The organism is Vibrio gazogenes, from assembly GCF_023920225.1.
GTDB classification, from domain to species: Bacteria; Pseudomonadota; Gammaproteobacteria; order Enterobacterales; family Vibrionaceae; genus Vibrio; species Vibrio gazogenes.
This window is the reverse complement of the sequence record NZ_CP092587.1, coordinates 1,468,522-1,492,712: the sequence shown is the minus strand read 5'-3', so window position 1 is coordinate 1,492,712 and position 24,191 is coordinate 1,468,522. Positions and strand designations below refer to the sequence as shown.

Annotated in this window: 22 protein-coding genes; 13 read left to right on the top strand and 9 right to left on the bottom strand. The window is 45.5% G+C overall.

All coding sequences use genetic code 11. From position 1 onward, the window contains the following. Positions 1 to 14: 14 nt before the first annotated feature. The 3 genes from MKS89_RS06735 to MKS89_RS06725 all read right to left on the bottom strand — a co-directional run bounded on the left by MKS89_RS06735 (position 15) and on the right by MKS89_RS06725 (position 3,183). Positions 15 to 1,379, bottom strand: coding sequence for a TrkH family potassium uptake protein (locus tag MKS89_RS06735; RefSeq protein WP_072957112.1), 1,365 nt, complete (start codon positions 1,377 to 1,379; stop codon positions 15 to 17). 1 nt (position 1,380) lies between these two features. Next, positions 1,381 to 2,034: a potassium channel family protein gene (locus MKS89_RS06730; RefSeq protein ID WP_072957109.1), complete on the bottom strand. Its 654-nt coding sequence runs from the start codon at positions 2,032 to 2,034 to the stop codon at positions 1,381 to 1,383. Between the two features lie 90 nt (positions 2,035 to 2,124). Further along, complete coding sequence (locus MKS89_RS06725; RefSeq protein ID WP_072957106.1) at positions 2,125 to 3,183, bottom strand: FAD:protein FMN transferase; 1,059 nt, start codon at positions 3,181 to 3,183, stop codon at positions 2,125 to 2,127. A gap of 579 nt (positions 3,184 to 3,762) precedes the next feature. On the opposite strand from MKS89_RS06725, the gene MKS89_RS06720 reads away from it, so the two are divergent. Together MKS89_RS06720 and MKS89_RS06715 are read left to right on the top strand one after the other, a co-directional pair. Further along, positions 3,763 to 5,502, top strand: a complete 1,740-nt coding sequence (locus MKS89_RS06720) for an ABC transporter ATP-binding protein (protein WP_072957103.1) — start codon at positions 3,763 to 3,765, stop codon at positions 5,500 to 5,502. Continuing rightward, entirely contained in the window at positions 5,499 to 7,283 is a 1,785-nt protein-coding gene (locus MKS89_RS06715) for an ABC transporter ATP-binding protein (protein WP_072957101.1), read from the top strand. Before MKS89_RS06720 ends, MKS89_RS06715 begins: the two co-directional genes overlap by 4 nt. A gap of 86 nt (positions 7,284 to 7,369) precedes the next feature. Here MKS89_RS06715 and MKS89_RS06710 read toward each other — a convergent pair whose 3' ends face one another. Continuing rightward, positions 7,370 to 7,906 carry a NifB/NifX family molybdenum-iron cluster-binding protein gene (locus tag MKS89_RS06710; protein WP_072957098.1) on the bottom strand — a complete coding sequence of 179 codons (537 nt, stop codon included), beginning with the start codon at positions 7,904 to 7,906 and terminating at the stop codon, positions 7,370 to 7,372. A gap of 370 nt (positions 7,907 to 8,276) precedes the next feature. Then, complete coding sequence (locus MKS89_RS06705) at positions 8,277 to 8,552, bottom strand: DUF134 domain-containing protein (RefSeq protein WP_072957095.1); 276 nt, start codon at positions 8,550 to 8,552, stop codon at positions 8,277 to 8,279. A 498-nt stretch (positions 8,553 to 9,050) separates the two neighbouring features. On the opposite strand from MKS89_RS06705, the gene MKS89_RS06700 reads away from it, so the two are divergent. From MKS89_RS06700 to MKS89_RS06660, 9 genes are all read left to right on the top strand, one after another. Beyond that, positions 9,051 to 10,091: a glycosyltransferase family 9 protein gene (locus tag MKS89_RS06700; protein ID WP_072957092.1), complete on the top strand. Its 1,041-nt coding sequence runs from the start codon at positions 9,051 to 9,053 to the stop codon at positions 10,089 to 10,091. 317 nt (positions 10,092 to 10,408) lie between these two features. Beyond that, a complete protein-coding gene (locus MKS89_RS06695) occupies positions 10,409 to 11,362 on the top strand; it encodes a M23 family metallopeptidase (protein ID WP_072957090.1) in 954 nt (317 codons plus the stop codon). A gap of 8 nt (positions 11,363 to 11,370) precedes the next feature. Continuing rightward, positions 11,371 to 11,721 (top strand): bactofilin family protein, encoded by a 351-nt coding sequence (locus tag MKS89_RS06690; protein WP_235862482.1) that lies wholly within the window; start codon positions 11,371 to 11,373, stop codon positions 11,719 to 11,721. Between the two features lie 375 nt (positions 11,722 to 12,096). Beyond that, positions 12,097 to 13,200, top strand: a complete 1,104-nt coding sequence (locus MKS89_RS06685) for a substrate-binding domain-containing protein (protein WP_072957084.1) — start codon at positions 12,097 to 12,099, stop codon at positions 13,198 to 13,200. Between the two features lie 5 nt (positions 13,201 to 13,205). Further along, positions 13,206 to 14,210, top strand: a complete 1,005-nt coding sequence (locus MKS89_RS06680; protein WP_072957081.1) for an ABC transporter substrate-binding protein — start codon at positions 13,206 to 13,208, stop codon at positions 14,208 to 14,210. A gap of 40 nt (positions 14,211 to 14,250) precedes the next feature. Next, on the top strand, positions 14,251 to 15,063 hold the full coding sequence (locus MKS89_RS06675; RefSeq protein ID WP_077316294.1) for an ABC transporter permease: 813 nt from the start codon (positions 14,251 to 14,253) through the stop codon (positions 15,061 to 15,063). 3 nt (positions 15,064 to 15,066) lie between these two features. Next, positions 15,067 to 15,852 (top strand): ABC transporter permease, encoded by a 786-nt coding sequence (locus MKS89_RS06670; protein WP_021018683.1) that lies wholly within the window; start codon positions 15,067 to 15,069, stop codon positions 15,850 to 15,852. A 27-nt stretch (positions 15,853 to 15,879) separates the two neighbouring features. Beyond that, positions 15,880 to 16,965, top strand: coding sequence for an ABC transporter ATP-binding protein (locus MKS89_RS06665; protein WP_072957078.1), 1,086 nt, complete (start codon positions 15,880 to 15,882; stop codon positions 16,963 to 16,965). Further along, on the top strand, positions 16,959 to 17,774 hold the full coding sequence (locus MKS89_RS06660) for a phosphodiesterase (RefSeq protein ID WP_072957075.1): 816 nt from the start codon (positions 16,959 to 16,961) through the stop codon (positions 17,772 to 17,774). The genes MKS89_RS06665 and MKS89_RS06660 overlap by 7 nt, the downstream gene beginning before the upstream one ends. 198 nt (positions 17,775 to 17,972) lie before the next feature. Here the strand turns inward: MKS89_RS06660 and MKS89_RS06655 are convergent, their stop codons facing one another. Continuing rightward, positions 17,973 to 18,755, bottom strand: coding sequence for an NAD(P)H-dependent oxidoreductase (locus MKS89_RS06655; protein WP_072957073.1), 783 nt, complete (start codon positions 18,753 to 18,755; stop codon positions 17,973 to 17,975). Between the two features lie 88 nt (positions 18,756 to 18,843). Between MKS89_RS06655 and MKS89_RS06650 the strand changes: the two genes are divergently transcribed. Beyond that, a complete protein-coding gene (locus MKS89_RS06650; protein ID WP_072957071.1) occupies positions 18,844 to 19,749 on the top strand; it encodes a LysR family transcriptional regulator in 906 nt (301 codons plus the stop codon). Positions 19,750 to 20,168: 419 nt separating this feature from the next. Beyond that, positions 20,169 to 20,363 carry a hypothetical protein gene (locus MKS89_RS06645; RefSeq protein WP_072957069.1) on the top strand — a complete coding sequence of 65 codons (195 nt, stop codon included), beginning with the start codon at positions 20,169 to 20,171 and terminating at the stop codon, positions 20,361 to 20,363. 129 nt (positions 20,364 to 20,492) lie between these two features. Here MKS89_RS06645 and MKS89_RS06640 read toward each other — a convergent pair whose 3' ends face one another. The 3 genes from MKS89_RS06640 to MKS89_RS06630 all read right to left on the bottom strand — a co-directional run bounded on the left by MKS89_RS06640 (position 20,493) and on the right by MKS89_RS06630 (position 24,191). Further along, a complete protein-coding gene (locus tag MKS89_RS06640; protein WP_072957067.1) occupies positions 20,493 to 21,470 on the bottom strand; it encodes a PoNi-like cognate immunity protein in 978 nt (325 codons plus the stop codon). A gap of 411 nt (positions 21,471 to 21,881) precedes the next feature. Further along, positions 21,882 to 22,856, bottom strand: a complete 975-nt coding sequence (locus MKS89_RS06635) for a PoNi-like cognate immunity protein (protein ID WP_072957065.1) — start codon at positions 22,854 to 22,856, stop codon at positions 21,882 to 21,884. A 15-nt stretch (positions 22,857 to 22,871) separates the two neighbouring features. Then, positions 22,872 to 24,191 carry a hypothetical protein gene (locus MKS89_RS06630; RefSeq protein ID WP_072957062.1) on the bottom strand — a complete coding sequence of 440 codons (1,320 nt, stop codon included), beginning with the start codon at positions 24,189 to 24,191 and terminating at the stop codon, positions 22,872 to 22,874.

Below are 24,191 nucleotides of genomic sequence, written 5' to 3'. Positions count from 1 at the left end.
AGATTGCCTATCCGCTACCCAATAACCAGTTTCGTTTCCGGATAACGTAGACGGTGCGTTCTGGGACTGGCAAGAAAATACGCGATCGTGAGCGGTCCCAACCGGCCGATAAACATCATTAACATGATAATCACCTCTCCGGTACCAGACAGCGACGCTGTCAATCCTCTGGAAAGTCCGACCGTTCCCAATGCCGAAATTGCTTCAAAAATAATATCAATCATCGGGGCATGTTCACTCAGCAACAAACCGAAAATAGCCATCCAGCTCACACCAATGGAAATAACGGTCAGTGCCAATGCTTTATTGATCGTTTCTTTGGGAATTTCTCGTTTAAATACCCGAATGGCTGAATCTCGTCGCAAATAACCATATGTTGCCAGAATCAGCACAATAAATGTCACCACTTTAATGCCACTGGCGGTACTCATTGAGCCGCCGCCGATAAACATCAGCACCAGTATCACGGATGTGGTGGCATCTTTAAGTTGATCGATTGGCAGTGTATTGAACCCGGCGGTTCTCGGTGTCACCGCCTGAAACCATGAGGCCATCCACTTCCCTGCTTGGCTCAAAGGTGCCAGCGTATGGGGATTATCGTATTCAATACAATAGATCAGAATCACGGCCACCGCGTTAATGATAATCGTCCCGGAGATCATTAATTTGCTGTATGGGGTCAACGACCCCCAGCGGCGATTACGGATCAAATCCAGCCAGACGGAAAATCCCAATCCCCCGATAATAAACAACCCGGTAATCGTCAGATTGACGACCGGATCCGAGACATACGGCATCAGATTACGGCTATCCAGCGCAAACCCGGCATTGTTAAACGCACTGATGGTATAAAAGAAACCATGAAATAAACTGGTTTTCCACCCCAGCTCCGGCAACCAGTGAAGCGACAAAATAACCATGCCGAGCGATTCGACGATTAAAGAAAAATATAAAACGGATTTGGCGGTAGAAACTAATGTCGGCGCATCGGTTTGATTGAACGCTTCTCGGATCACCGTTCGCTGCAAGAAATTAATTTTACCGCCCAATGCGATTAACGTCACAACCGCAAAGGTCATCAGTCCTAACCCACCGAACTGAATCAATATAGCGATAATCACCTGACCGAAACCGGTAAACTCGGTTCCTGTATCAACAACGGAGAGTCCGGTCACAGTCACTGCCGAAGTGGCCGTAAACAAGCTGTGCGCCCAACTGATTGGCGTCACTGTCGCTAACGGCAGTTTCAGTAAACATGTCCCCAATAAAATCAACAACAGAAAACTGGCACATAAGACAATCGGTGGCGCAGCTGCAATCTTTCGCCTTGTTTTCGGTCTTCTGACTATCGGGGATGTCGAGGGCTGCCATAATGCCATATCACACCAACCTTGGTGCAATCTGCTCTAACGCTTCTCGGCTTCCGCACAACAAACATGTATCATTTTCCTGTAAGAGAAAATCATGCGTCAACTGGGTAAATGTTTCCCGCCCGCGTTTCACCAAAATCGCTTCGACCTTGCCTTGCGCTTTATCCAGCAAATTCGAAATCGGCTGGTGATGCAGTCCCGACTTCACCTCAATATCGACCACATATAAGCCATTGCCGATCGCCAGATAATTACTCACCATCGGATAATTCAGAGCTTGTGCGATTCGCACTCCCATCTCTTCTTCAGGATGAATAATCCTCGCCACACCGAGCTTTGACACAATGGTATGATGGGCTCTAGAGCTGGCTTTCACCCAAATCTCTTTTACACCCAGATTCTTTAACGCCAGAATACACAGCAGACTCGATTCCAGATCTTCACCAATTGCAACAAGCACGGCACTACTCGCTGCCAGTTCCAGTTCTCTGAGTGCGTGTTCATCGGTCACATCACAAATGATTGATTGCGTCAGTTCTTCGACATACAACTCAGCGATTTTCGGATTTCGATCGACGCCGGTTACGGTATGCCCGAGATTAATCAACTCCAGACTTGTTGCCACGCCAAATCGCCCTAAACCAATCACCGTAAAATGTGCCATACTTTTTACCTTTTCCTCAGGTTGCCCTGTATTTGCCATTACGCATCGCAAGTGTTAACCGATATGCTCTTTCGCAGATGATCCTCAGGATTATTCCTGATTGAACATCACTCGTTTGGAATGTTCGAGAGCCGAACTCTGCTGATCAATAAATTTTCCTTGTTCTGCACGAATAAAGAACACCTCTAGATTTTCCCGCTGCGCGACCTGATACCCCGCTTTCGGCCCAAGACATAACATTGCCGTGGCCCATGCGTCACTTTCTGCGGGGGTCTGGCCGAATACCGAAGCAGACACCAAATCATGCGTCACAGAAGCCCCGGTGCGCGGATCAAGAATATGAGAGTATGACTGACCATCGGCATCAAAAGAACGGCGATAAGTCCCTGATGTATCGAGCGTCACTCCTTGTTCGTCCTGAATGGTCACTATTTTATAAGGCTGAATATCATCATCTTTATGAACTGGGCGTTCAATGGCAATGCGCCACTTCGAACCATCGGGTTTGTGGCCTTTGATTTTCATATCCCCGCCAAACTCAACCAAATAATTGACAACCCCGTGAGATTCCAGAATCGCACTGAGCTTCCCAATCGTATAGCCTTCTCCCATCGAAGAAAAATCGATCCGCACCTGTGGCAAAGTTTTACGAATGCGTTTGCCCTGTTCATCAACCTGAATTTTGTCCAACCCAATATCTGCTTTCACAGCTGCGATTTGCTGACTATCCGGCACTTTGAAATCATGCTTTTTGAATCCCCACAAATTGAATAGCGGCCCGATAGTCGGATCATAACAACCTTGGGTTTTCTGATTGATCTGCCGCGCAATACTCAGGAGTCGTAAAAAATCATCTGAGGCCGGTTGCCACTGAGTTGAGGTACTCTGATTAAATTTTGAAATATAAGAATCATTCCGATAAGTCGATAACTCTTTATCAATCCCTGCCAATTGCTGATCAAACAGCGGACGAATCTCATCGCTCGAAACACCCGACTCAGACCACCAACTGATATGATAGGTTGTTCCCTGCGCATAACCTTCCAACTTTTGTAACTCCGGTGTCCGACTACAGGCCGTCACCATGACAAGGCACACCAGTGCAACAACACAACGAAAACGGTTCAACAACATTCTTTGGGTAAACATAAAGCAACCTGATTGATAAAAAAATTGGACAAAGTTTAACGGTAGGCAGAAAAGATTACTATACCCAAAGTATCGGGGATACACCCAAAAAACATCGACTTCACAACCAAAGCACGCTCAGGACCAAGGAATTTTGAGTCGCGTAACAACCGCAATCATGCCAACCATGCGACCACATAAAAGCAAGTTCAGGACGCCTGACTAGGGGCGGTTGACCTTCCGTGGTTGAATTTTGTTCAATCTGAACGGGTATTGATCGCGGCGCGGGGCATGCCGCTTAGCTATCCTAAGCAAATGACCCGTAACAAAGAGCAAGACTCGTTCAGATGAACCCTCTGGGCAGCATTTGTCGCTCATTTATCCAGCGTTAGGTCATGGTTCATGTAGAGCGCTACACTTCACATGACCTGCCTTGACTCAATGCACGACAAATTGCTGCAAAAACCATCACGAAAGGTCAACAGTCCCTAGACAAGGTGACTTGGTTTACGTAAGAATGTTCCGGTAGACAATGCAATCGACTCAATATGAGCAGCCTAGAAAAAACAACGCTCACACGCTTATCCGGATAAAAATTACATGCAATTATTTCAACACTTGGGATGGTTCTTTCGCCGCTATTGGCTGACTTACACATTCGCGTTACTTATGCTCGTCATCGTCGCGCTGATCAATATGGCTATTCCATGGTTTATTGGTCAAACCATCGACCACCTGCTCGAAACTCGTACCATGGCACAAGCCAAATACGACCTACTCGGTTTATTGCTCGCCAGTATTATCGTCTACCTGCTCCGTTATGGCTGGCGACGAATGTTATTCGGCACATCCTATAAACTGGGCAATCTCTTACGCCAGCAGTTTTATCAGCGTCTGACCCGGCAAGGACAGGCATTCTATAATCACCACTCAACCGGTGATTTGATGGCGCGCGCGACCAATGATATTGATGCAGTTGAAATCGCTGCGGGTGAAGGGATCTTATCAGGCTTTGACGGGTTACTGACTTTTATCCTGGTCCTCGTGATGATGTTTATTTTTATCGACTGGCAGTTGGCAGCTTTAGCCATCCTCCCCTTTCCATTCATGGGGATTGGCTTTTACCGTCTGTCCAGCCGGATTCATCACCAATTCAAAACCACACTTGACCGCTTTTCCTCATTGAATGAGCAGACCCAACAAGCCATGACTGGCATTCGCATGATTAAATCGATGGGCAGAGAATCAATCGAAGCCGAACAGTTTAACCAGATTGCAGAACAGGCTGCCAACAGCACCTATAAAGTGCAGCGTTCTGAAGCCTTGTTTGACCCTATCATTCAGTTGAGCCTTGGCGCTGCTTTACTCACCGTCTTACTTGCCGGCGGCTGGCAAATTCACGAAAGCCGCTTAACTGTCGGACAATTAACCAGTTTCACATTGTATTTGTCAGAGTTGATCTGGCCGATGTTTGCCTTTGGCTGGTTAATGAATATATTGCAACGCGGGAATGCGGCTATCGAACGTCTCGATGAGTTACTCACTTTACCCGATACTATCGAAGATCACGGCCAGTTCACCCCCAAAGGACATCGGGTAACGGTCAGCCACTTAACATTTCATTATCCGGACATCCCTCAGCCAAGCCTGAAAAATGTGTCGTTTCGTTTGAAGGAAAACTGCGTATTCGGGATTGTCGGTGCCACCGGTGCGGGGAAATCAACACTCCTCCAACTGTTGATGCGCTACTGGGAATCCGGAGAAGGTGCCATACAAATCGGTGGCACACCACTGCGTCAGATTCCGCTGACTCAACTGCGGGCACTTTATGCTTATGTTCCTCAGGATGCATTTCTGTTCAGTACCACGATTATGGAAAATATCCGGATGGGACGTCCCACAGCCACCGATGAACATGTCTATCAAGCCGCCAAATTGGCCGCGATTGATAATGATATCCGCCAGTTCCCCGATGGCTATCAGACCGCAGTCGGAGAGCGCGGCGTAACCCTATCCGGGGGACAACGACAACGAATTTCGATTGCCCGGGCATTGATCAGTGATGCACCACTCCTCATTCTGGATGATGCGCTCTCGGCCGTTGATATCCGGACGGAAAAAATCATCATTCAACATCTGCGGCAACGAAAAGCTCAGACACTCATCATTGTCAGTCACCGTTTATCTGCGGTGGAACACGCGGATGAAATTATTGTCATGGCTCATGGTGAAGTGATTGAAAGAGGCAAACATCAACAATTAATTGCGGGCGATGGCTGGTATTCACGAATGGCAGACTATCAACAGATGGAACAGGCGATGGAGAGTACATCCTCATGAGTATCAAGAATTCCAAGCGGGATGATAAACACGCTGGCTCACTACGCCTATTGATGAGTTATGTTTTCGCCGACAAAGCTTTATTGATTAAAACCTTAATTCTGGTTGTGATTGCAACGGGATTTGAGGTGTTAGGCCCGCTATTGAGCAAAGTGTTCATCGATGACTTTATTGTGCCGGATCATTATCCGTTCTGGCCGATTGTCGGCATTATCAGTCTGTTTATTCTGTCAACAATCGTGGGAACTTACCTCAAGTATCGACAAACACTGCGTTTTTTGGATATGGCATTGTTCGCGGTGCTTGATATTCGCAAACGGGTGTTTAAGCATGTCCTGTCTTTGCCAATGTCGTATTTCGATTATGCCCGTACCGGGCAACTGGTCAGCCGGATTACCAATGATACCGAGTCAATTAAAGATATTTACGTGCAGTTTTTATCCAATGTTCTGACCAATATCATTCTACTGATTGGTATTTTGATTGCCATGGCGATTTTGGACATGCAACTGATGCTGGTCGCCCTCATGCTGTTGCCGACAGTGATAGGATTAATTTATTTGTATCAACGTTTCAGTGTCAAAAACGTCACCGACAGCCGCCGTTTACGTTCAGACATTAACGCAACAATGAATGAGTCCATTAGCGGTATGACCGTGATTCAGGCAACGAATCAACAACAGGCGAAACTGTCTCAGTTTGATCAGATCAATGCGCATTACTACGATACCCGCCTGAAAACCGTGACGATTTCATCCTTGCTGCTCCGCCCGGCAATCAACTTACTCAGCATTATGGTGCTGGGTGGTGTGGTGTGGTTTTTTGGTCTGCAAGTAGTTCAGGGAGTTGCGGAAATCGGGGTGCTATACGCTTACCTCAACTATTTGGGACGATTTTCAGAGCCATTGATCGAAATTACCCAACGTTTTGGGTTATACCAGCAAGCCATTGTAGCGGGTAACCGAGTCTATGAACTACTGCAAGAATCTTCGGTAAAGCCCGAAAAAGGCACCTTTTCCCGGATTGACGCCGGACATCTGAGTATCAAAAACTTGAATTTTGCTTATCAAAATAAGCATCCGGTGCTGCAGGATATCAATGCCGAAGTCAATGCCGGACAATTCTTTGCCATCGTCGGACATACCGGCAGTGGTAAAAGTACCTTAATGAGTCTGTTACTCAATTTTTATCAGCCCCAGTCAGGCACGATCTGTATTGATGAGCATCCCCTTGATCACTATAGTCATGATGCCTTACGTCAAGGGGTCAGTTTTATTCCACAGGATCCGTTTATTCTTGCCACTACCATATTCGATAACATCGATATGGGACGGAACTTAAGCGAGGCAGCAGTACGCCTTGCTGCTCGTCAAGCCCATTTGCATAATGTGATTATTGCCATGAGCGAGGGTTACCAGACACAGCTCGGCGAGGGCGGCTTGCGGCTTTCAACCGGGCAACGTCAACAACTGATTATCGCCCGTGCTTTGGCAGGTTCACCCAAGGTGTTGTTACTGGATGAAGCCACCGCGAATGTCGATAGTGAGACCGAACAGGTTGTCCAGCGGGCGCTGAACGATCTGCAAGGTCAAGTCACGCTGATTGTGGTTGCCCATCGTTTGTCCACTATTCGCCATGCCGATCAAATTCTGGTATTGGATCATGGCCACTTAACCGAACAGGGTGACCATCACCAACTCATGGCGTTACCACAGGGACGATATCGTGCCATGTATCAATTACAACAGCAGGAGAAACGCGTGGCTCAAGCCGCCAAGTGACAACGTCACCTATATCAAATACCCCATCACATGAATGAGAGCCACATGGCTCTCATTATTATGCTTTTTCAGGGGTGACAACCTATTCAATGGTGACAACAACGCCCTTTGCCAGATCGATGTTGATGATGTTCACCGTTTTCATGGGCACCACACCCACGATGCTGCTCACCTGTCTCACAACAACGATGTCCCTGACCGTGGGCATGAACATGGTCATGATGTCCATGCTGATGATGCCCGCAACAGCCGCCTTGTTGTTGCTTCGTTTGATAGTTCACGGACTGACGCCCCTGCTCTGCATCGGTGAGCGGAACCAGTTCCCCCCCGGTCTGGACAATGTGCTGCAAAGTCTGGCGCCCCGTATGCGTTTGAAACACAGTCAACTGGTTTTCAAGTAACCGCCCCAGCATCCGCTGACCTATATGACGAACAATCACTCGTTCAACCTGCTCGCTCTGGAGTAATGCAAGTAATGCTGACTTCCCTGAACAACCAGCATGTTGCGCAGGATTGGGTTTCTGTCCCACTACCTCACCAGACTCATTCATAAAAAGAAAATGGTCAGCTTTGGTAAAATGGTTGGCAATTCGGTCTTCTTTCATCGGGATAGCAATAATCATCAGAAATAACTCCTGTACTGAGTGTTGATCAAACCCAACCGACAAAATTAGCTTGGTCGAAATAAGCGTTTGATCGAAATAAAAACGGTGCTCACCAGTGCTGTCCTGTCATCGACAGAGTGAGGATTTGCACCTCAATTAATTGGCATATGCTATTTATAGTCCTATTTTTTGGCATATGCAAATTATAAATTTTCAGAAAATGTCGAATAACACCACAAGATGGTGTGACAGGAAGATTTGAGCGATGTATCGAGAAATCAGAGAAACAAGTTCATCACGGATACAAATAACCGGACATACTGTTGATGTTGCATGCCAGGTTGTCTGTCAGAAAAGCAGGCGGTCAGAAAATAGAAAGAAAGATTATTTAATGACTCATCATCAATGCTTTACCATTGACTAAACAGTCCGCGACTTTGAAACGGGCAGCCTTGACCAAATTTGCCAGCGTTTGCCGGGAGACTCCCATTGCAACTGCCGCATCCTGCTGATGCATCCCTTGTAAATCAACCAAGCGCAGTGCTTCAAATTCATCGGCAGCTAAATCAAGATGCTCAAGTTGGCCCATCGGAATACCGTTCGGTTTGAAACAACTATCTGCAGGTTTGCCACAAATAACACGAGGAATTTTATTCCGCCCCATCGATTAATCCTTCAATGTATGTATCAATAAATTGTCCGTCATCTTAATCGAACAATGCCGAAGTCGATAGTTTCTCATACGATTTGTTGCTAATGAATTGTTTTTTCAACCAATCCATTATACAGACTATCGGTTGACGGCCAAAATTACCCCAAATGCCCGAACAATCGGCAAGAGATTCAATACATCATGAGACTGCCAGATTGAATGTGATGACGCGACGCAAGTCTGATACCTGAGAGTAAAACTTCCCTAATCAGGATCACACAGCGTTGTCCGAAGATTGACACATAAATAGCTTCACTATCAACTGACCATTCTGATATGATCAGGAGATATTTTGCTATGTGTTTTGCGTAAAATTACAGCGTTATATACGTAGGAAATGGAAGCTTGCTTCACCAACATATATCTGCTTGCTATATGTTGTATATTTAAATAATGATATAGAACAAACTTGAAGCAAAGATAATTTAAACTGTATGATGGTGATATTTAATGAGTAAAGGCTTGATATCAAAGTTCCAGTTATTTAGAGATGACTTTAGGTTCTGGCTAGGAAAAATAATTTTTGACATTCGTAAAAAAGATTTCAATCGTAATCATGTTGAAAACTTTTTATTTATTCGAAGTGACTCTAAATATGGTGACTCGGTCATATCATCATTTGCAATGAAAGCCATCAAAGAAAATATTCCAAACTCAGTCATCAAAGTCATTTCTTCAAAGAATACCTATGACTTTTATCAGAAAATGGAATTTGTTGATAAAGTCTATTCATTAAAAAAACGCCCATCATACTTTGAAATATTCAAACTAACCAAAGAGTTAGGGAAAGTCGACATTGCTATCAATGCACAAGACATCGTAAAAATGAAAGATCTATTTCTTTTGAGAATGATATCGGCTGAATCAAATGCAGGGATATTGCCTGATGTAAAAATGTATAACCTTCGTCTCAAGAATGATGGTCACTATGTTGAAAGATTCAATAGCTTATTATCATCATTTAATATTACGAAATATGACAGTTCTTATATTATCCCGCTGTCACCTCATTGCCGAGAGAGAATGGAACCACAATTCAAAAATAGAAAAGTGGTATTTTTCAATCCATTTGGCAGTAATAAATCAAAGAGTATGAATGAAGAAACAATCTGTAGAATTATTCCAATATTTGCACACAATGGATACTCTGTATTTCTATCCTCTTCACCGCTCACTTCTGATTTAGTCAAGCGTATCTGCCAAAAATTTAACGATAATGTTTTCTGTGATGAACAATGTGCTTCAATCGATGATGTGGCAACACATATTGATATGAGTAATATTATCGTGTCTGTCGATACAGCAACTGTACATATCGCAACTGGGTTGAAGAAAAAAACACTCGCAATATATCATCCCGATATGGTGTCTTACACCAGATGGCATCCCAACAACCCGCACTCCAAGACTTTCTTTTCACAAGAGTTAGACAATGTTAATGCATTTGATGAGCAAGAATTACAAGATTTATGGTCGACGATGATCAGTTAACATACTCATCTCAATGCCCGAATAAGCACTTATTTTTTGGGCAATTGTCAGATTAAATTCAGTATGATCATGATATTCAGATTACAAACAATCTCATCCAACCTGTGGCCACCAGCTAGCGCACTGAAATCCCCTCAACAACTATTTTTGAATAAGACCCGCACCGACAGGACATATACATATCGGTGCCTAGGCGTGCCATTTACTCGAAAAGCACAAAATATTGCTGTTTTCCACTCAAGATCACTGATGAAAATTCAATCATTGACAGAAAACTGATAGAATCCTGACATTGTATTTGCAAATGCTGATGATGTATGAAAGAAAACCTCGTTATATCAGTATCTTCTATCAACGGAACACATCATTTTTATGTCGGCCGTTGGTATCAGAAATTTATTAAAAGTGCGGGTTATATCCTGATGGCAGCGATTATTAGTACTGCTGGTATCATTTATTACCTGATGAACGAAGTGGATTTTGCTAAATCAAAGCAAAAAGAGCTGGAAAATCAGTCAATGTCACTTTCAGAAGATGTCGCCTCACTCAAAAAACTAAAGATCGGTTTACAGAGTGAGCTACTTGATCGTGAAGAAAAGATGCAGACGGTCTCGGATCGTCTGGGTGATTTGGAAAAAGTTCTCGGTGTCAGTGACTCCGACGACGCCACCATTGAATCCCGCTTGGATACCGCAGCGATCACTTCCTCTGTCCGTATGGTGCTGTTGAATCAGATCCCGAACGGCTATCCGGTTCCCAATGCCAGAATGTCTTCCGGTTATGGGCGTCGGATTAATCCGGTGACCGGAAAAAGTGAATTCCATCGCGGTCAGGATTTTTCAGCGCCAAAAGGCACCAAGATTTATGCGCCAGCCGACGGCGTGGTCGAAGTTGTGCGCCCTAGCCTGGTTAAAGGATCCGGAAATTATCTAAGATTGAGACATTCATTCGGATTTTCCAGCTCTTATTCTCATATGAATAAATTTGCTGTCAAAATGGGTGAGTTCGTCAACAAGGGTGATCTCATTGGTTACGTGGGCAATTCTGGATTGAGTACCGGGCCACACCTCCATTATGAAATTCGTTTTGTTGGCCGCTCGTTAAATCCCAAACCCTTTGTGAACTGGGGAATTAATAATTTTGATACGATATTTACAAAAGTTGGAGGAGTAAGATGGGAATCTTTGATAAACAACGTCGAGCAAAGAGTCAGTGCTCAGTTACAACTCTCATCGCTGAAGGTTGCACCATTAATGGCCAGTTCAGAGTAGAAAGCAATATGCAGGTTGATGGCAAGATTGAAGGCCAGATCCAGACGGATAAAACGCTCATCATCAGTGAATCGGGCTCTGCAAGTGGTGAAATTTATGCCGAGCACATTATCGTTAACGGTTGTTTCAACGGCACCTGCTATGCCACTCGCATTGAAATCTTAAGTAAAGGTCGTGTCGATGGCACACTCTATACCGACGATATCAGCATTGAACAAGGCGGACGCTTCAATGGCGTCACCAAACCGGCTCCGGAGCAACAAGTCGTCGATTTTCAGGAAGCCAAAACAACTGAAAGTTTAACCGCACCGGCTAAAGCGCCGCACAACAAAAAAGCGCAACAAGGGTCATCATCCTAATCCAGTCTCTTCTTTGTTTTAGGTAACGATTGCTGAAGGTGCTCATTCTATGTCCGACGCAACATCGATCTGACAGTCACCCATCGCGGGACTGTCAGGTTGGGCACGCGGATCATTCCCCCAACAACCAACACTTCCCTCACCCTTACAAAGCGTGATTTAAATCACATTTATAAATAATATTTAACTCAGTAATAACTTTCTGTATCTGTCACAACTTGTGAATGAAACGAGAATGTTTCATCCGCTATCTTCAGAAAAAATGCCGCGAAAAGATAAAAACACGCCACCAAAATAATGCATTGACCGGTTTTTCTGTCATAAATACGTCACCTGTGATTCCTAACCTTGCTGCGGTACTTGGGAGGGAAAACGATGAACATTAAAGATATTGCAGCACTTGCCAATGTATCTCCAGCAACCATATCGCGTTACTTCAATGGCAATGGGCTGATATGTCATCAGACGCGCGAGCGGATTGAGAAAGTCGTGCACTTAACCGGCTATCATCCGAAACAGAAATCGACTCGCGTCGCACTCAACCACAATCCGACCATCGGTGTCCTGATCCCCAGTTTACTCAATCCGGTATTCGCTGAGATCGTCGCAGGGATTCAAGCAAGAGCCCGTCACTTTGGCTACTCGACCATTATTATCGACACCGAATATCAACAAGCACGTGAACACCAAGCCGTGGTCGATTTTATTCGCCAACGCGTCAGCGGTGTTATTCTGACCGTCGCCAGCATCGACAACAATCAAGCCTTGTCGCTACTGAAAGAATTCAACTTCCCGCTGAGTTTAGTTCACAACCAATTCACGGCTGATGATGCCACGGTATACGTCAATAATTATCAAGCAGGCTGGGATGTCGCAGATCACTTGCTCAAGATCGGCCATCAGAAACTCGGAATGGTCGCAGGCCAGTTCAATCGTTCTGACCGGGCGCAGTTGCGTTATGAAGGCTTCAAAGCTCGCATTGCTCAGGATAGACAGGCCCGATTGCTGACGTTACTGGAAATTGATCCAATGGCAGACGCTCCGTTCACCGACCTTGAACAGTCGCTTGATCCGTTAAACCATGATTCATCAAACAACGCCTCGCTAAACAATGCTCCGTCAAATACTCCCTTGTTCAATAATCCCTCGCTCAATAACACCCCGAGTGCTTGGTTTTGCAGCAATGACCTTATTGCGCTGAAACTCATCCGTCACCTGCGCCACACCGGGATACGCGTTCCGGAAGAGACCTCCGTGGTCGGGTTCGATGGCATGTCACTCGGACAAATCACCTACCCCGCTTTGGCAACGGTGAAAGTCCCCCACCTACAAATGGGACATCTTGCCGTTGATTTACTTTTAAATTCGAAACACCACACCGCTTTACCACGCCAACGAGAACTGCCCTATGAGCTCAGCCTCACAGGGACCGTTGCGCCGGTTAAACCTCACTTTGAATCAATTCAATCAATAGGATGATTGTTATGAAATTAAAACATATTGCTACTTTGGCACTCATGGCAACCGGCTTGATTACCGGTAGTGCGCAAGCAGCCGATGCCATTTGTTATAACTGTCCGCCGGAATGGGCTAACTGGGGTGGCCAGTTACAACAAATTAAAGATAAATTAGGTATCAATATCCCCATTGATAACAAAAACTCAGGACAGTCTTTGTCTCAGCTCGTTGCAGAAAAAGATAACCCGGTTGCAGATGTAGTCTACTACGGTGTCTCTTTTGGCATTCACGCGGCTCAGAAAGGGGTTGTCGAACCGTATAAACCACACAATTGGGACAAAATTCCGGCAGGGTTGAAAGATCCGCAAGGCTACTGGTTTGCGATTCATTCCGGCACCTTGGGCTTTTTTGTCAATAAAGCCGCCCTCGATGGCGCACCGGTGCCTCAGTCATGGCAAGATTTACTCAAACCGGAATACCGGGGGATGATCGGTTATTTAGACCCAACCAGCGCGTTTGTCGGTTATGCCAGTGCCGTGGCGATCAACCAAGCCATGGGCGGCAATATGGATGACTTCACCCCGGCCATTCACTATTTCCAAGCCCTGCGTAAAAACCACCCGATTGTACCCAAACAAACCTCTTACGCGCGCGTGGTTTCAGGCGAGATCCCGATTCTGCTTGACTATGACTTTAACGCCTATCGTGCCAAATATAACGATAAGGCCCCGGTTGAGTTTGTGATCCCGAAAGAAGGGACCATTGTTGTGCCTTACGTCATGAGTAAAGTGAAAAACTCACCTCACCCTGAGAATGGTCGCAAAGTGCTCGACTTCGTGCTCTCTGATGCAGGGCAACGGTTGTGGGCCGATGCCTATCTTCGTCCGGTTATCCCTTCGGCAATGAGCGCCGCAACTCGCGCGAAATTCCTGCCGGATGCGGACTATCAACGGGCACAAGCAGTCGATTTTGCCAAGATGTCACAGGCACAGAACGCCTTTGCACAACGTTATCTGAATGAAGTTAAATAATCACAGGCTGGGTGGTGGCAACACCACCCTTCATTTTATGATGAAGCACGATTTTTCACGGCTGATGTTACTGCTCCCGGCATTGATTATCAGTCTGGCTTTTTTTCTTTTGCCCGTCGGAAAGCTCGTTTGGCTATCGCTGGCAGATGGTACGGGGCTGCCCTACTGGTCGATTTTTACCCAACCGACGTACTATCGCAGCCTGCTCTCGACAATTGTCCTGTCAGCCATTGTGACCTTAGTCAGTTTGGTGATTGCGACGATATCGGGGCTGTTTTTAACCCGCTACCAGTTTCGCGGGAAATCACTCCTGATTGCCATGCTGAGTTTTCCGCTGGCCTTTCCGGGGGTCGTGATTGGCTTTTTCGTCATTATGCTGGCAGGCCGACAAGGGATTATCGCTCAGACGAGTCTCGCACTGGTTGGCGAACGTTGGGTATTTGCATATACGATGGCAGGGCTGTTTCTCGGCTATCTCTATTTCTCGATTCCGCGTGTGGTGCTGACCGTCATGGGTGCGGCCGAAAAACTCGATCACCATCTGGTTGAAGCGGGACGCTCACTGGGTGCCGGTCGCTGGCAAATCCTGCGGGATATTACCCTGCCTGCTTTAACACCCGGCCTGATTTCTTCCGGCTCAATCTGTTTTGCAACGTCGATGGGCGCGTTCGGCACCGCCTTTTCACTGGCAACCGACATCAACGTGCTGCCGATGACCATTTATACGGAGTTTACCTTGAATGCCAATTTCGCCATGGCGGCGGCATTAAGTCTGATATTGGGTGCGGTGACATGGCTGTGTCTCGCTCTGGCGCGGATGAAAGGGGCGACATCCCTGAACATGGGAGGCTGACATATGGACAAAAATCGTTATTTCTACGCACAACTGATCTTTACCATGTTGGTGTGCGCATTTTTGATTATCCCCGTGGTGATGTCCGTCATGGCGGGTTTAACCGAGAACTATTTCGTCGGCCTGAAAAGCGGGCTCACGTTGCGTTGGGTTGAACAAGTCTGGTCGATGTATGCCGATACGGTCTGGCTGACATTACAAATTGCGTTAGCCACCACCTGTATTAACGTGATCGTCGGTGTACCGTGTGCTTACTATCTCGCCCGCTACCGCAATCGTTTTGCGCTGTGGTTCGAAGAATGCCTGACATTACCGATTGCCATACCGGGCATGGCGATTGCGCTGGGGCTGATTTCGATTTACGGCGGCTTTCACAACTTCCGCTCCAGTTGGCTGTTCATCTTAGTCGGACATGTCATTTTTACCTTGCCATTCATGGTCAAAGCGGTATTGGCGATTCTCACCAGCATCAACTTTCACGTGTTGGAAGAAGGCGCAGCCAGTCTGGGAGCCCGCTTCTCACAGCGGTTTATGCATATTATCGTGCCAAATTGTATGACCGGCATCATCAGTGGCGTGCTGATGACACTGACCCTCTCCGTCGGTGAATTTAATCTCACCTGGATGCTGCACACGCCCCTCACCAAAACGCTGCCGGTCGGGTTGGCGGATGCTTATGCGTCGATGCGTCTTGAAGTGAGCTCGGCCTACACCCTGATCTTTTTGTGCCTGATCCTGCCGCTGCTGATTCTGGCCCAACTGTTTAACCGAAAAACTCAGCGTCGTTAACCGATGCTGCATGAAAGTGATATCCATATGAATATAGCGAAATCCAGTGTTGCAATTACTCTGAATCAGGTTCAGAAGACCTTTGCTGATGGCACATTGGCACTCAAACCTCTTGATTTACACGTCGAACCCGGTGAGATTTTAGTCCTGCTCGGCCCTTCCGGCTGTGGCAAAACCACCACCCTGCGCCTGATTGCCGGGCTAGAGTTTGCCGATCAGGGCGGCACGATCCATTTTGGTGAGCGTGACGTCACACATCAACCCATCGAGCATCGCCAAGTCGGGATGGTGTTTCAGTCTTATGCACTGTTCCCGAATATGAATGTCCGGGAAAACATTGGCTATGGTTTGCGGGTGCGCGGCGAAAGCAAAGCACAACGACACGCCAAGGTCGCGGAAATGCTGACAATGTTCGATCTTGAACCCTATGCAGATCGTGCTATCCACCAACTCTCCGGCGGGCAACGTCAACGCGTCGCGCTGGCCCGGGCGATTATTACCCAACCGGAAGTGTTATTACTTGATGAGCCCCTGTCAGCCTTAGATGCCCGCCTTAAGCAGCGACTGCGCGGTGAAATCCATCAGATGCTCAAACGGTTAGGTATCACAGCGATTTATGTCACCCATGATCAGGAAGAAGCGATGGTGATGGGGGATCGGATTGCGGTTCTTGAGCATGGTGAAATTGCGCAAATCGGCAGTGCGGAAGAGATTTATCTGACGCCCAATAATCATTTTGTGGCTGATTTTATCGGTCAGATCAACTGTTTTTACGGCAAACGTGAACACGATGTATTCGTTCTGGGACAGGCGCAACAATTACGTTTGAGCGAGCAACATTGCGCTCAGCTCCATGAGGGTCGCCCCGCCACCGCGATGGTCCGCCCGGAAGATATTCAAATCCTTGATGAAGCTACCGAAGAGACACTCCTCGGTGAAGTTCAAACCAGTACATTTTTGGGTGACCGGACCCGTGTACAGGTGAAAATCGCCAGCCTTGATGAACCATTGTTGATCGACTGTTTTGCCCGACGTCACTATCAGCCAGACCAACCCGTTTATTTATCCATTGCGCCACAGCGATTGGTTTTTCTGGGAGATCGTGAATGTTAATCGCACAGTTAACCGATTTACACATTAAACAGTCAGGAAAGCTGGCATACCAAAAGGTTGATACCTTAGGCTGCCTGCGTCGCGCTATCGAACATATCAACCAGCTCAACCCCATGCCGGACCGAGTGGTCATCACCGGTGACTTGGCAGATTTCGGCCACCCTAGCGAGTATCAATTGCTGGTTGCCGAACTCAAACGCCTGAAACCATCGGTCCGGGTGATTCCCGGCAACCATGACAACAGAACACACTTGCGTGATGCGTTGCAGGGTTGGCTCGCGTTTGACACGCCTGAGTATTGTAACTTCAGTGAACCGCTCGGCGGCTATCAACTGATTGGGCTAGATACATCTGTCCCCGGTCAACCGTATGGCATGCTGAGTCAAACATCGCTCCAATGGCTTGATGAACAACTCGCGGCAGTCGCGCCACATCCGGCGTTACTCTTGATGCACCACCCACCGATGATGGTTGGCTTACAACATATGGATGTGCAAAATCTGCAAAACAGCGATCAACTCTATGCTGTATTGCAGTCTCACCCGCATGTTGCCGGCATTGTCGTCGGCCATGTTCATCGCCCGATTGTGGCAACGTGGCATCGGATCCCCGTTTGGGTCGGCCCGTCACATAGTCATGCCGTGACGCTTGATTTGAATCCTCAGGCACCGGCTTGTTTCTCGCTGGAGCCAAGAGCGATTCAGCTCTTTCGTCTGGAGCCCGGCGGCATTTGCAGCCATATCAGTTATATCGATGCAGTTGACGGGCCTTACCCGTTCTTTGATGACAACCACCGTCTGATTGATTAGGGGCTGTTGACCTTTCGTGGTTGGGGCGGCCTGAAGCTAACATTCCGGCCACCCCACCCAAAACAAGAACTGCGTCCTATTTCAACAACCAGAACACCACACATGACTGCCGTATCATGAAGCGAATTGATTCGGGATTTGTCTTAAATGACAGTCCAAAAAACCAAAGGTATCGCGACAGACAAAAAATGCGGCCAGTTAACGCTCATCCATATGGGCAGAGAATCCGCTCAATTGTGGATTAATATCTGATTTCAACGTTAAGGACGGGATATCATAGGCACCGCCATTTTGAGTGAAGTAAGGAATCGGATCGGTTGTTTCTAAGCTATCCAAACGTGCAAATAACTCCGTACAGGTTTGTTGAAAGCGAGCCTCATCCATTTTCCCGACCCGATACATCACATAAGGGGGTAAGACTTGAAAACCGGGATAAAATAACATGCCGTGATGAATCGGAAACAAAATGTCATCAATCGGTCCGTTGACTCCCCGAGCACTGTAGTGAGGCTCCCAACCGCCGGCAGTCACGACCAACATGGCTCGCTTGCCAGAGAAGCGCCCTTCTCCGTAGCGATCGCCCCAATGCGTGTCAGAATGCTCGCCATATCCATAAGCAAAGCCATACGCATAGACACGTTCAAACCAGCCTTTCATGATCGCCGGCATGGAGAACCACCATAACGGAAACTGAAATATGACATGGTCAGCCCATAATGATTTTTCTTGTTCCTTGGCAATATCAATCGATTGGGTGCCACTTTCATAGGCATGTTTCGAATCAAGTGACGGGTCAAATGGTTCAGATGGGTCTTTGGACATCATATCGTGTCGATCAAGGACAGCTTTCCAGTCCATCTCATATAAGTCTGACACTTGCACTGAATGGCCGGCGGCACGTAAGTGATCAATCATTTGAACTTTTAACGCATGATTCAGTGACTGGGGCTCGGGGTGTGCATAAACAATCAATATGTTCATCGAATAACTTCCTTAGATAAGTGGGAGATTCATCTTAGAAAGAAACATGTTATAGTTAAAATTAATTTCTATAATACCTGTTATTAAAATGGTTAATTTCAATAATCTCGATCTAAATTTACTCCGAACATTAGATGTGCTTTTAGCAGAGCATAATGTGACTCGTGCGGCTGAGCGACTCAATTTATCACAGCCATCTGTCAGCGTTCATTTAAGTAAATTAAGAATGCTATTTAACGATCAATTGCTCATTCCAAGCTCAAGAGGAATGCGGCCAACCGTATTTGCAGAAGAGATGCGGCTCCCGCTTCGAGAGGCGTTATCTGCCATAGAAACGGCACTGAATCACTCGTTAACCTTTCATCCCGAACAATTCGACAAAACGTGGAAATTAGCGGCTGCCGACTACGCAGAGCAAGTCGCGATTCAGCCGATGATGAACCGTATTTTAGGGATGTCATCGCATTGCCGTTTATCGATCCGTCATATGATTCCGGAACGACTGCCGCAACAGTTAGAACGTGGTGAAATCGATCTTGCTTTTCACTTGCGGGAAGATGCATTGGGCACCCTGAAAAGTCGGACAGTGCTGAAAGAAACGTATGTTTTAACCGGAAGACGCAATCACCCGATGTTGCAAGAAACACTTGATTTGCCTTGTTTCTGCCAACTCTCTCACGCGATTGTTTCACCCAATGGTGGGGGTTTTATGGGAGTGACCGACGAGATTCTCAAGCAACAGGGACAGCGAAGAAATGTGGTACTTTCGTTGCCGAATTTTCAGTCTCTCATCAGCGCATTAAAGCAATCAGATTTAGTCGCGTTGGTTCCTTCAAGGCTAGTCACCAATGATCCCGAACTGAGAGTCATTGCTGCACCGATTGATTTACCGACATTTGAACTCGTTATGCTTTGGCATGAGCGCTCAAACCATGACCCGGCACATCAATGGTTAAGAAACCAATTTTCATCCAGTCACATATCTTCTGATTGATGTGTGAGTGCTGATATCGTAGCGAGAGGGGTTATCTAATCCGTCAAAACAAACGAATGGGAGAATGAGCGCCAGGCATTCCAGCAGAAAAGTGAACTGACTCGAAGAACCTCATACTTTTTCCATACTTGCGTCTATTGTTCCAACACCCGACGTTCATTAATCTAACCCTGTACCGGAACATTCCGGAACGGGATTGGTCCCCCGTTTTCTAATACTTAGGTGCATAAACACGGTTCTCTCCGAACTGTTTTTATGCGACTATCAGTGCCGCCTGAAAATTATGGTGGACTGATTGGGCAGCCTCCGGGCTGGCCGTAGCCTAGGTAACGGTAGGACCAAACCCGACTCAGTCCACCACCCAATGATTGGTCCCTTTGGATGATGGAATAAATTGTAACTTTACCTGGGAATTTACTATGTTCGAAACCATCCACTATGATCCGCAACTGTCACAAAAAGCCCGTGAATACTTACGTCAACTGGAAGAGATGTTTCTGGCTGAGCAACGGGAGAACCGACAGGAAATGTGTGAAGTTTTACTCTATCTCAACAACCTAATCACCACCCACTATTGTCGGTATCATGAAGACGGGGATGAAAATATTGCATAAAGCCTGATGGGTGTTTGTGATGTGATAATCGAGTCACATTTGTGGCTCGATTTAATTTGGGCATCAATTTTGAGTGGCCTGTCTGGATTGATAGAATAAAACCCACAATAAATAGTCTCGAACAACCTCCTATTGGCTCACCCAAAAGATACGGTTACCATTCTCATCTTCTACCGGACCCGGAGCTCGATCACCACGGTTTAATATAATTTGGTCATTCGTCAGATTACATAAAAAAGTACCATCTATCGAACTTTCATCTCCGGGTAAAACAATATAGTGCTTCTGCTGTTCCATTTGCTCTGACGCAAACAATTGGTCATACCCCTGAGCTCTGGCATGATCAACCAAATCTTTCGGATAGTAGAGCATGTGACGGTAACTGCTATCGTCCAAACCATAGAGTAATGTCACCATCCCTGCTTCAAATGCCCAGTAACCAAAGAAAGTCGGGAATTTACCTTTATGGCGGTCATACCAGTAGCAGTCTTTCATCCCTTTATACCAACCTTTGAGATACTGCTTGATACTTTCCTGCCGCTCTATTTTTGTGGGAGAAACACCATCGCCTTTGATTGCATCGTAGAGATGTTGATAGGATTTTGGGAAAGCAAGTAATTCTTGACGAGGGAGACCTATATACCCTAAACGAGCTAAAAGGATACTAAGAATAGGATCGTCATCATCTTGTGGGTTTTTACCTAACATACGTATAATGGTGGCAAGCGATTTTTTATCTTCAGAGCATATAGCAAAACTGAGAGACCAAAGTAAAAATTGAAACGAATCAGGTTCCCAATATGAAAATGATTTAAATGGGAACTGCGTTTTGTGTCTATTCAACTCGGCAAGAGCATCTCTAATTAAAATTTCAACCTCTTCAAGACTACTTCCCGCAGAGTATTCAAGTGTTGCACGCTCAAATTTACCTAATGACAACGACCAACTGACCCGAGTTCTTAACGCTATACTATTTGTCGAGTCATTTACCTTATCATATCGATTTGACTTATCATCTTGAAAAAGTTCTCTCTGTTCATTATAGACGTCACAACTTAATAAAGGATCTCGTCTGCTTAATTCAAAATCAGTCGCATCCATTGTCATAAAATAACCTCTTCAATACTGTTAGCTTTCTCATCTAGCTTAGTAGTATTAATCACACTGCCTGAATCATCTACATCCATAAGCTAATGTTCATACTCAGAATCTATTACTCTCCGCTTTTCCTCGGCTAGCTCAGAAAATAGCATACAGGAAACCAGTATCAATAAAGAACCAAAAACCAACACTATATATCCCCTATAATATTTTGCGTAGGTTTCACCAACATATTGATATCCATCCAATACAAAACACTCATATAATGGATATAAATCTTTCGCGACAGTAACTAGGTATAATAAGAATAACACTAGTGTTATGTTAATTGATAAAAATAACTTATTTGTAAAATTCATTTAGTTGTACAAAAATATAATTAAAGGCGTCTGAGAGTCCCCAAACGCCTCATATCGATTACTGACTAACCCAGAAAAGACAATTACCATTTTCATCTTCTACCGGACCCGGAGCTCGATCACCACGGTTTAATATAATTTGGTCATTCGTCAGATTACATAAAAAAGTACCATCTATCGAACTTTCATCTCCGGGTAAAACAATATAGTGCTTCTGCTGTTCCATTTGCTCTGACGCAAATAATTGGTCATACCCCTGAGCTCTGGCATGATCAACCAAATCTTTCGGATAGTAAAGCATGTGACGGTAACTGCTATCGTCCAAACCATAGAGTAATGTCACCATCCCCGCTTCAAATGCCCAGTAGCCAAAGAAAGTCGGGAATTTACCTTTATGGCGGTTATACCAGTAGCAGTCTTTCATCCCTTTATACCAACCTTTGAGATACTGCTTGATACTTTCCTGCCGCTCTGTTTTTGTAGGAGAAACACCATCGCCTTTGATTGCATCGTAGAGATATTGGTAGGATTTTGGGAAAGCAAGTAATTCTTGACGAGGGAGACCAACAATCCCAATTCGTGCCAGCAAGATACTTAAAATAGGATCATCTTTAACATCCCCTAATATAGTCAACCAGCGACTTAATGGAACCAGATATTGTTGCTTTCCTAACAGAATGGATAAGCTATACAGCCATAAAATATATTGAAATGAGTCAGGCTCCCAATATTTAAGAACATCATTAATATGGTTTTTTTTATGACCAATATAATATTCTAGAGTTTTATCAAAATCATTCAAAACGGTTTCTAATGACAAACCGGCAGAATAATCTAGTATTGTATTTTCAAAATATGCGGTAAAGAAGCCCCAGCTAATACTACATTTATGATCATCATCTTTTTCGGGGTCAGTTAGTACTTTTCTCAACCCCTCATGAGTTAACCTCTTCTGGAAACTTTCTTTTTTACCTAGATATATATCCTCTTCAAGTAAAGGGTCTCTTCTGGTACTCAAAAAATCAGCGCTCATTAATTTATTCCTATACTAAAAGATTCGTTCCAGAGAATTGGCATCGTTATCGAGTGTCGTAACGTTCACAACACTACCAGAGTCATCAACAATGATTAACCATTTTTGATACCCTGTTGCTTCTAGTTCCAATAATTCATCGTCACTTAACTCATCAGGAAGACGTTTCTCTACCCATCGATTACTCATCTGCTTACCAGAGTGCTTCGTCATAGAAAGAACAGAATCCTTCGCTACTCCATCATCATCTATATACTTCCCAGTATCTGTCCGGTATTTAGTCTCAGTAACAACATATAATGGTGGAGGTGGTTCCCTTCTTACATAAATCCCATCAATCCCTCGCCCTCGGGGCTTATCCGTCATCTTCCTGACACGACGATCTTCAGATAGTAAATTCTCAAATTGTTTATTTTCCATAAAATTATCACTGATAATTTCACCGAAAATTCCCTTTTCTTTATTGGTGGCTTTAATAATTCTTGGCTGAATAGCCACCACACTATCATCTAACTGATGGACAACAACACCTCCTGCCGGAGCTAAATGGCTGTTATTCAACTCATCAATCTCTGACTTCAGATGCTTTTCCAAATCATCCAGCAGTTTTTGTACCGGCTCAAGTACAACCCCTATCATTTCATCGGCTTTACCGCGAATTTCGACAACCGTCTCAACAAAATCATCCAACATCCGGCAGACATTTGCAGGCGCAACCGCTTTGACTTTATTGACAACACTTTTCAAAGCATCGGCTGCTTCATCGAACAAACCAAGTAGCTTGGATTTTGTCACCATCGAAGAGAGCTCTTTCAACTGGTCAGCAACTTTGGTCAAGACTTCACCTGCCTGCTTCTGACCCAGTATTTTCTGTACTTTCGGATCTGCCAAAAAAGATAGGACAGGTTTCATCGCCGGACGAATCACTCTCGCTACATCACCCCCCGCTTTACGCAGGAACAAGAAGAATATTTTCAAAATCCCTTTTGCTGCCGAGCCCAATGAGGGGAACAGGCCAATCAACGTCAGACACAGCGCAATCCATGCCCCTTTGTTACTCGAGTCTTCTTTAATATTCTTACAGTTCGCGATTAAATCTCGGCAGTCTAATATCTGGTCAACAACTGGGATGAGTCCTAATGCAGCGTTAGCAGCAATCTGCCCGGCACTCATATCTGCGTTAAAGTCTCCTTGAAGCGTTTCCCAAATCCACTGAACCGGCCCCATAACAGCATCTTTTGCTTCCTGAGCTTTCTGCTTGATATAGTCTTCGCCTGCGGTATAAGCATCTTCCAGATTGTCATAAAGCCATTCATAAACATCATTTCCCCACAT

Excerpts from the sequence above, each read along its gene's own strand:
- MKS89_RS06695 (WP_072957090.1), top strand. The coding sequence starts at position 10,409 with ATGAAAGAAAACCTCGTTATATCAGTATCTTCTATCAACGGAACACAT.
- MKS89_RS06655 (WP_072957073.1), bottom strand. The coding sequence starts at position 18,755 with ATGAACATATTGATTGTTTATGCACACCCCGAGCCCCAGTCACTGAAT.
- MKS89_RS06705 (WP_072957095.1), bottom strand. The coding sequence starts at position 8,552 with ATGGGGCGGAATAAAATTCCTCGTGTTATTTGTGGCAAACCTGCAGAT.
- MKS89_RS06670 (WP_021018683.1), top strand. The coding sequence starts at position 15,067 with ATGGACAAAAATCGTTATTTCTACGCACAACTGATCTTTACCATGTTG.
- MKS89_RS06645 (WP_072957069.1), top strand. The coding sequence starts at position 20,169 with ATGTTCGAAACCATCCACTATGATCCGCAACTGTCACAAAAAGCCCGT.
- MKS89_RS06630 (WP_072957062.1), bottom strand. The coding sequence starts at position 24,191 with ATGTGGGGAAATGATGTTTATGAATGGCTTTATGACAATCTGGAAGAT.
- MKS89_RS06715 (WP_072957101.1), top strand. The coding sequence starts at position 5,499 with ATGAGTATCAAGAATTCCAAGCGGGATGATAAACACGCTGGCTCACTA.
- MKS89_RS06680 (WP_072957081.1), top strand. The coding sequence starts at position 13,206 with ATGAAATTAAAACATATTGCTACTTTGGCACTCATGGCAACCGGCTTG.
- MKS89_RS06650 (WP_072957071.1), top strand. The coding sequence starts at position 18,844 with ATGGTTAATTTCAATAATCTCGATCTAAATTTACTCCGAACATTAGAT.
- MKS89_RS06720 (WP_072957103.1), top strand. The coding sequence starts at position 3,763 with ATGCAATTATTTCAACACTTGGGATGGTTCTTTCGCCGCTATTGGCTG.
- MKS89_RS06710 (WP_072957098.1), bottom strand. The coding sequence starts at position 7,906 with ATGATTATTGCTATCCCGATGAAAGAAGACCGAATTGCCAACCATTTT.
- MKS89_RS06685 (WP_072957084.1), top strand. The coding sequence starts at position 12,097 with ATGAACATTAAAGATATTGCAGCACTTGCCAATGTATCTCCAGCAACC.
- MKS89_RS06735 (WP_072957112.1), bottom strand. The coding sequence starts at position 1,379 with ATGGCATTATGGCAGCCCTCGACATCCCCGATAGTCAGAAGACCGAAA.
- MKS89_RS06635 (WP_072957065.1), bottom strand. The coding sequence starts at position 22,856 with ATGAGCGCTGATTTTTTGAGTACCAGAAGAGACCCTTTACTTGAAGAG.
- MKS89_RS06700 (WP_072957092.1), top strand. The coding sequence starts at position 9,051 with ATGAGTAAAGGCTTGATATCAAAGTTCCAGTTATTTAGAGATGACTTT.
- MKS89_RS06665 (WP_072957078.1), top strand. The coding sequence starts at position 15,880 with ATGAATATAGCGAAATCCAGTGTTGCAATTACTCTGAATCAGGTTCAG.
- MKS89_RS06675 (WP_077316294.1), top strand. The coding sequence starts at position 14,251 with ATGAAGCACGATTTTTCACGGCTGATGTTACTGCTCCCGGCATTGATT.
- MKS89_RS06725 (WP_072957106.1), bottom strand. The coding sequence starts at position 3,183 with ATGTTTACCCAAAGAATGTTGTTGAACCGTTTTCGTTGTGTTGTTGCA.
- MKS89_RS06640 (WP_072957067.1), bottom strand. The coding sequence starts at position 21,470 with ATGACAATGGATGCGACTGATTTTGAATTAAGCAGACGAGATCCTTTA.
- MKS89_RS06690 (WP_235862482.1), top strand. The coding sequence starts at position 11,371 with ATGCAGGTTGATGGCAAGATTGAAGGCCAGATCCAGACGGATAAAACG.
- MKS89_RS06730 (WP_072957109.1), bottom strand. The coding sequence starts at position 2,034 with ATGGCACATTTTACGGTGATTGGTTTAGGGCGATTTGGCGTGGCAACA.
- MKS89_RS06660 (WP_072957075.1), top strand. The coding sequence starts at position 16,959 with ATGTTAATCGCACAGTTAACCGATTTACACATTAAACAGTCAGGAAAG.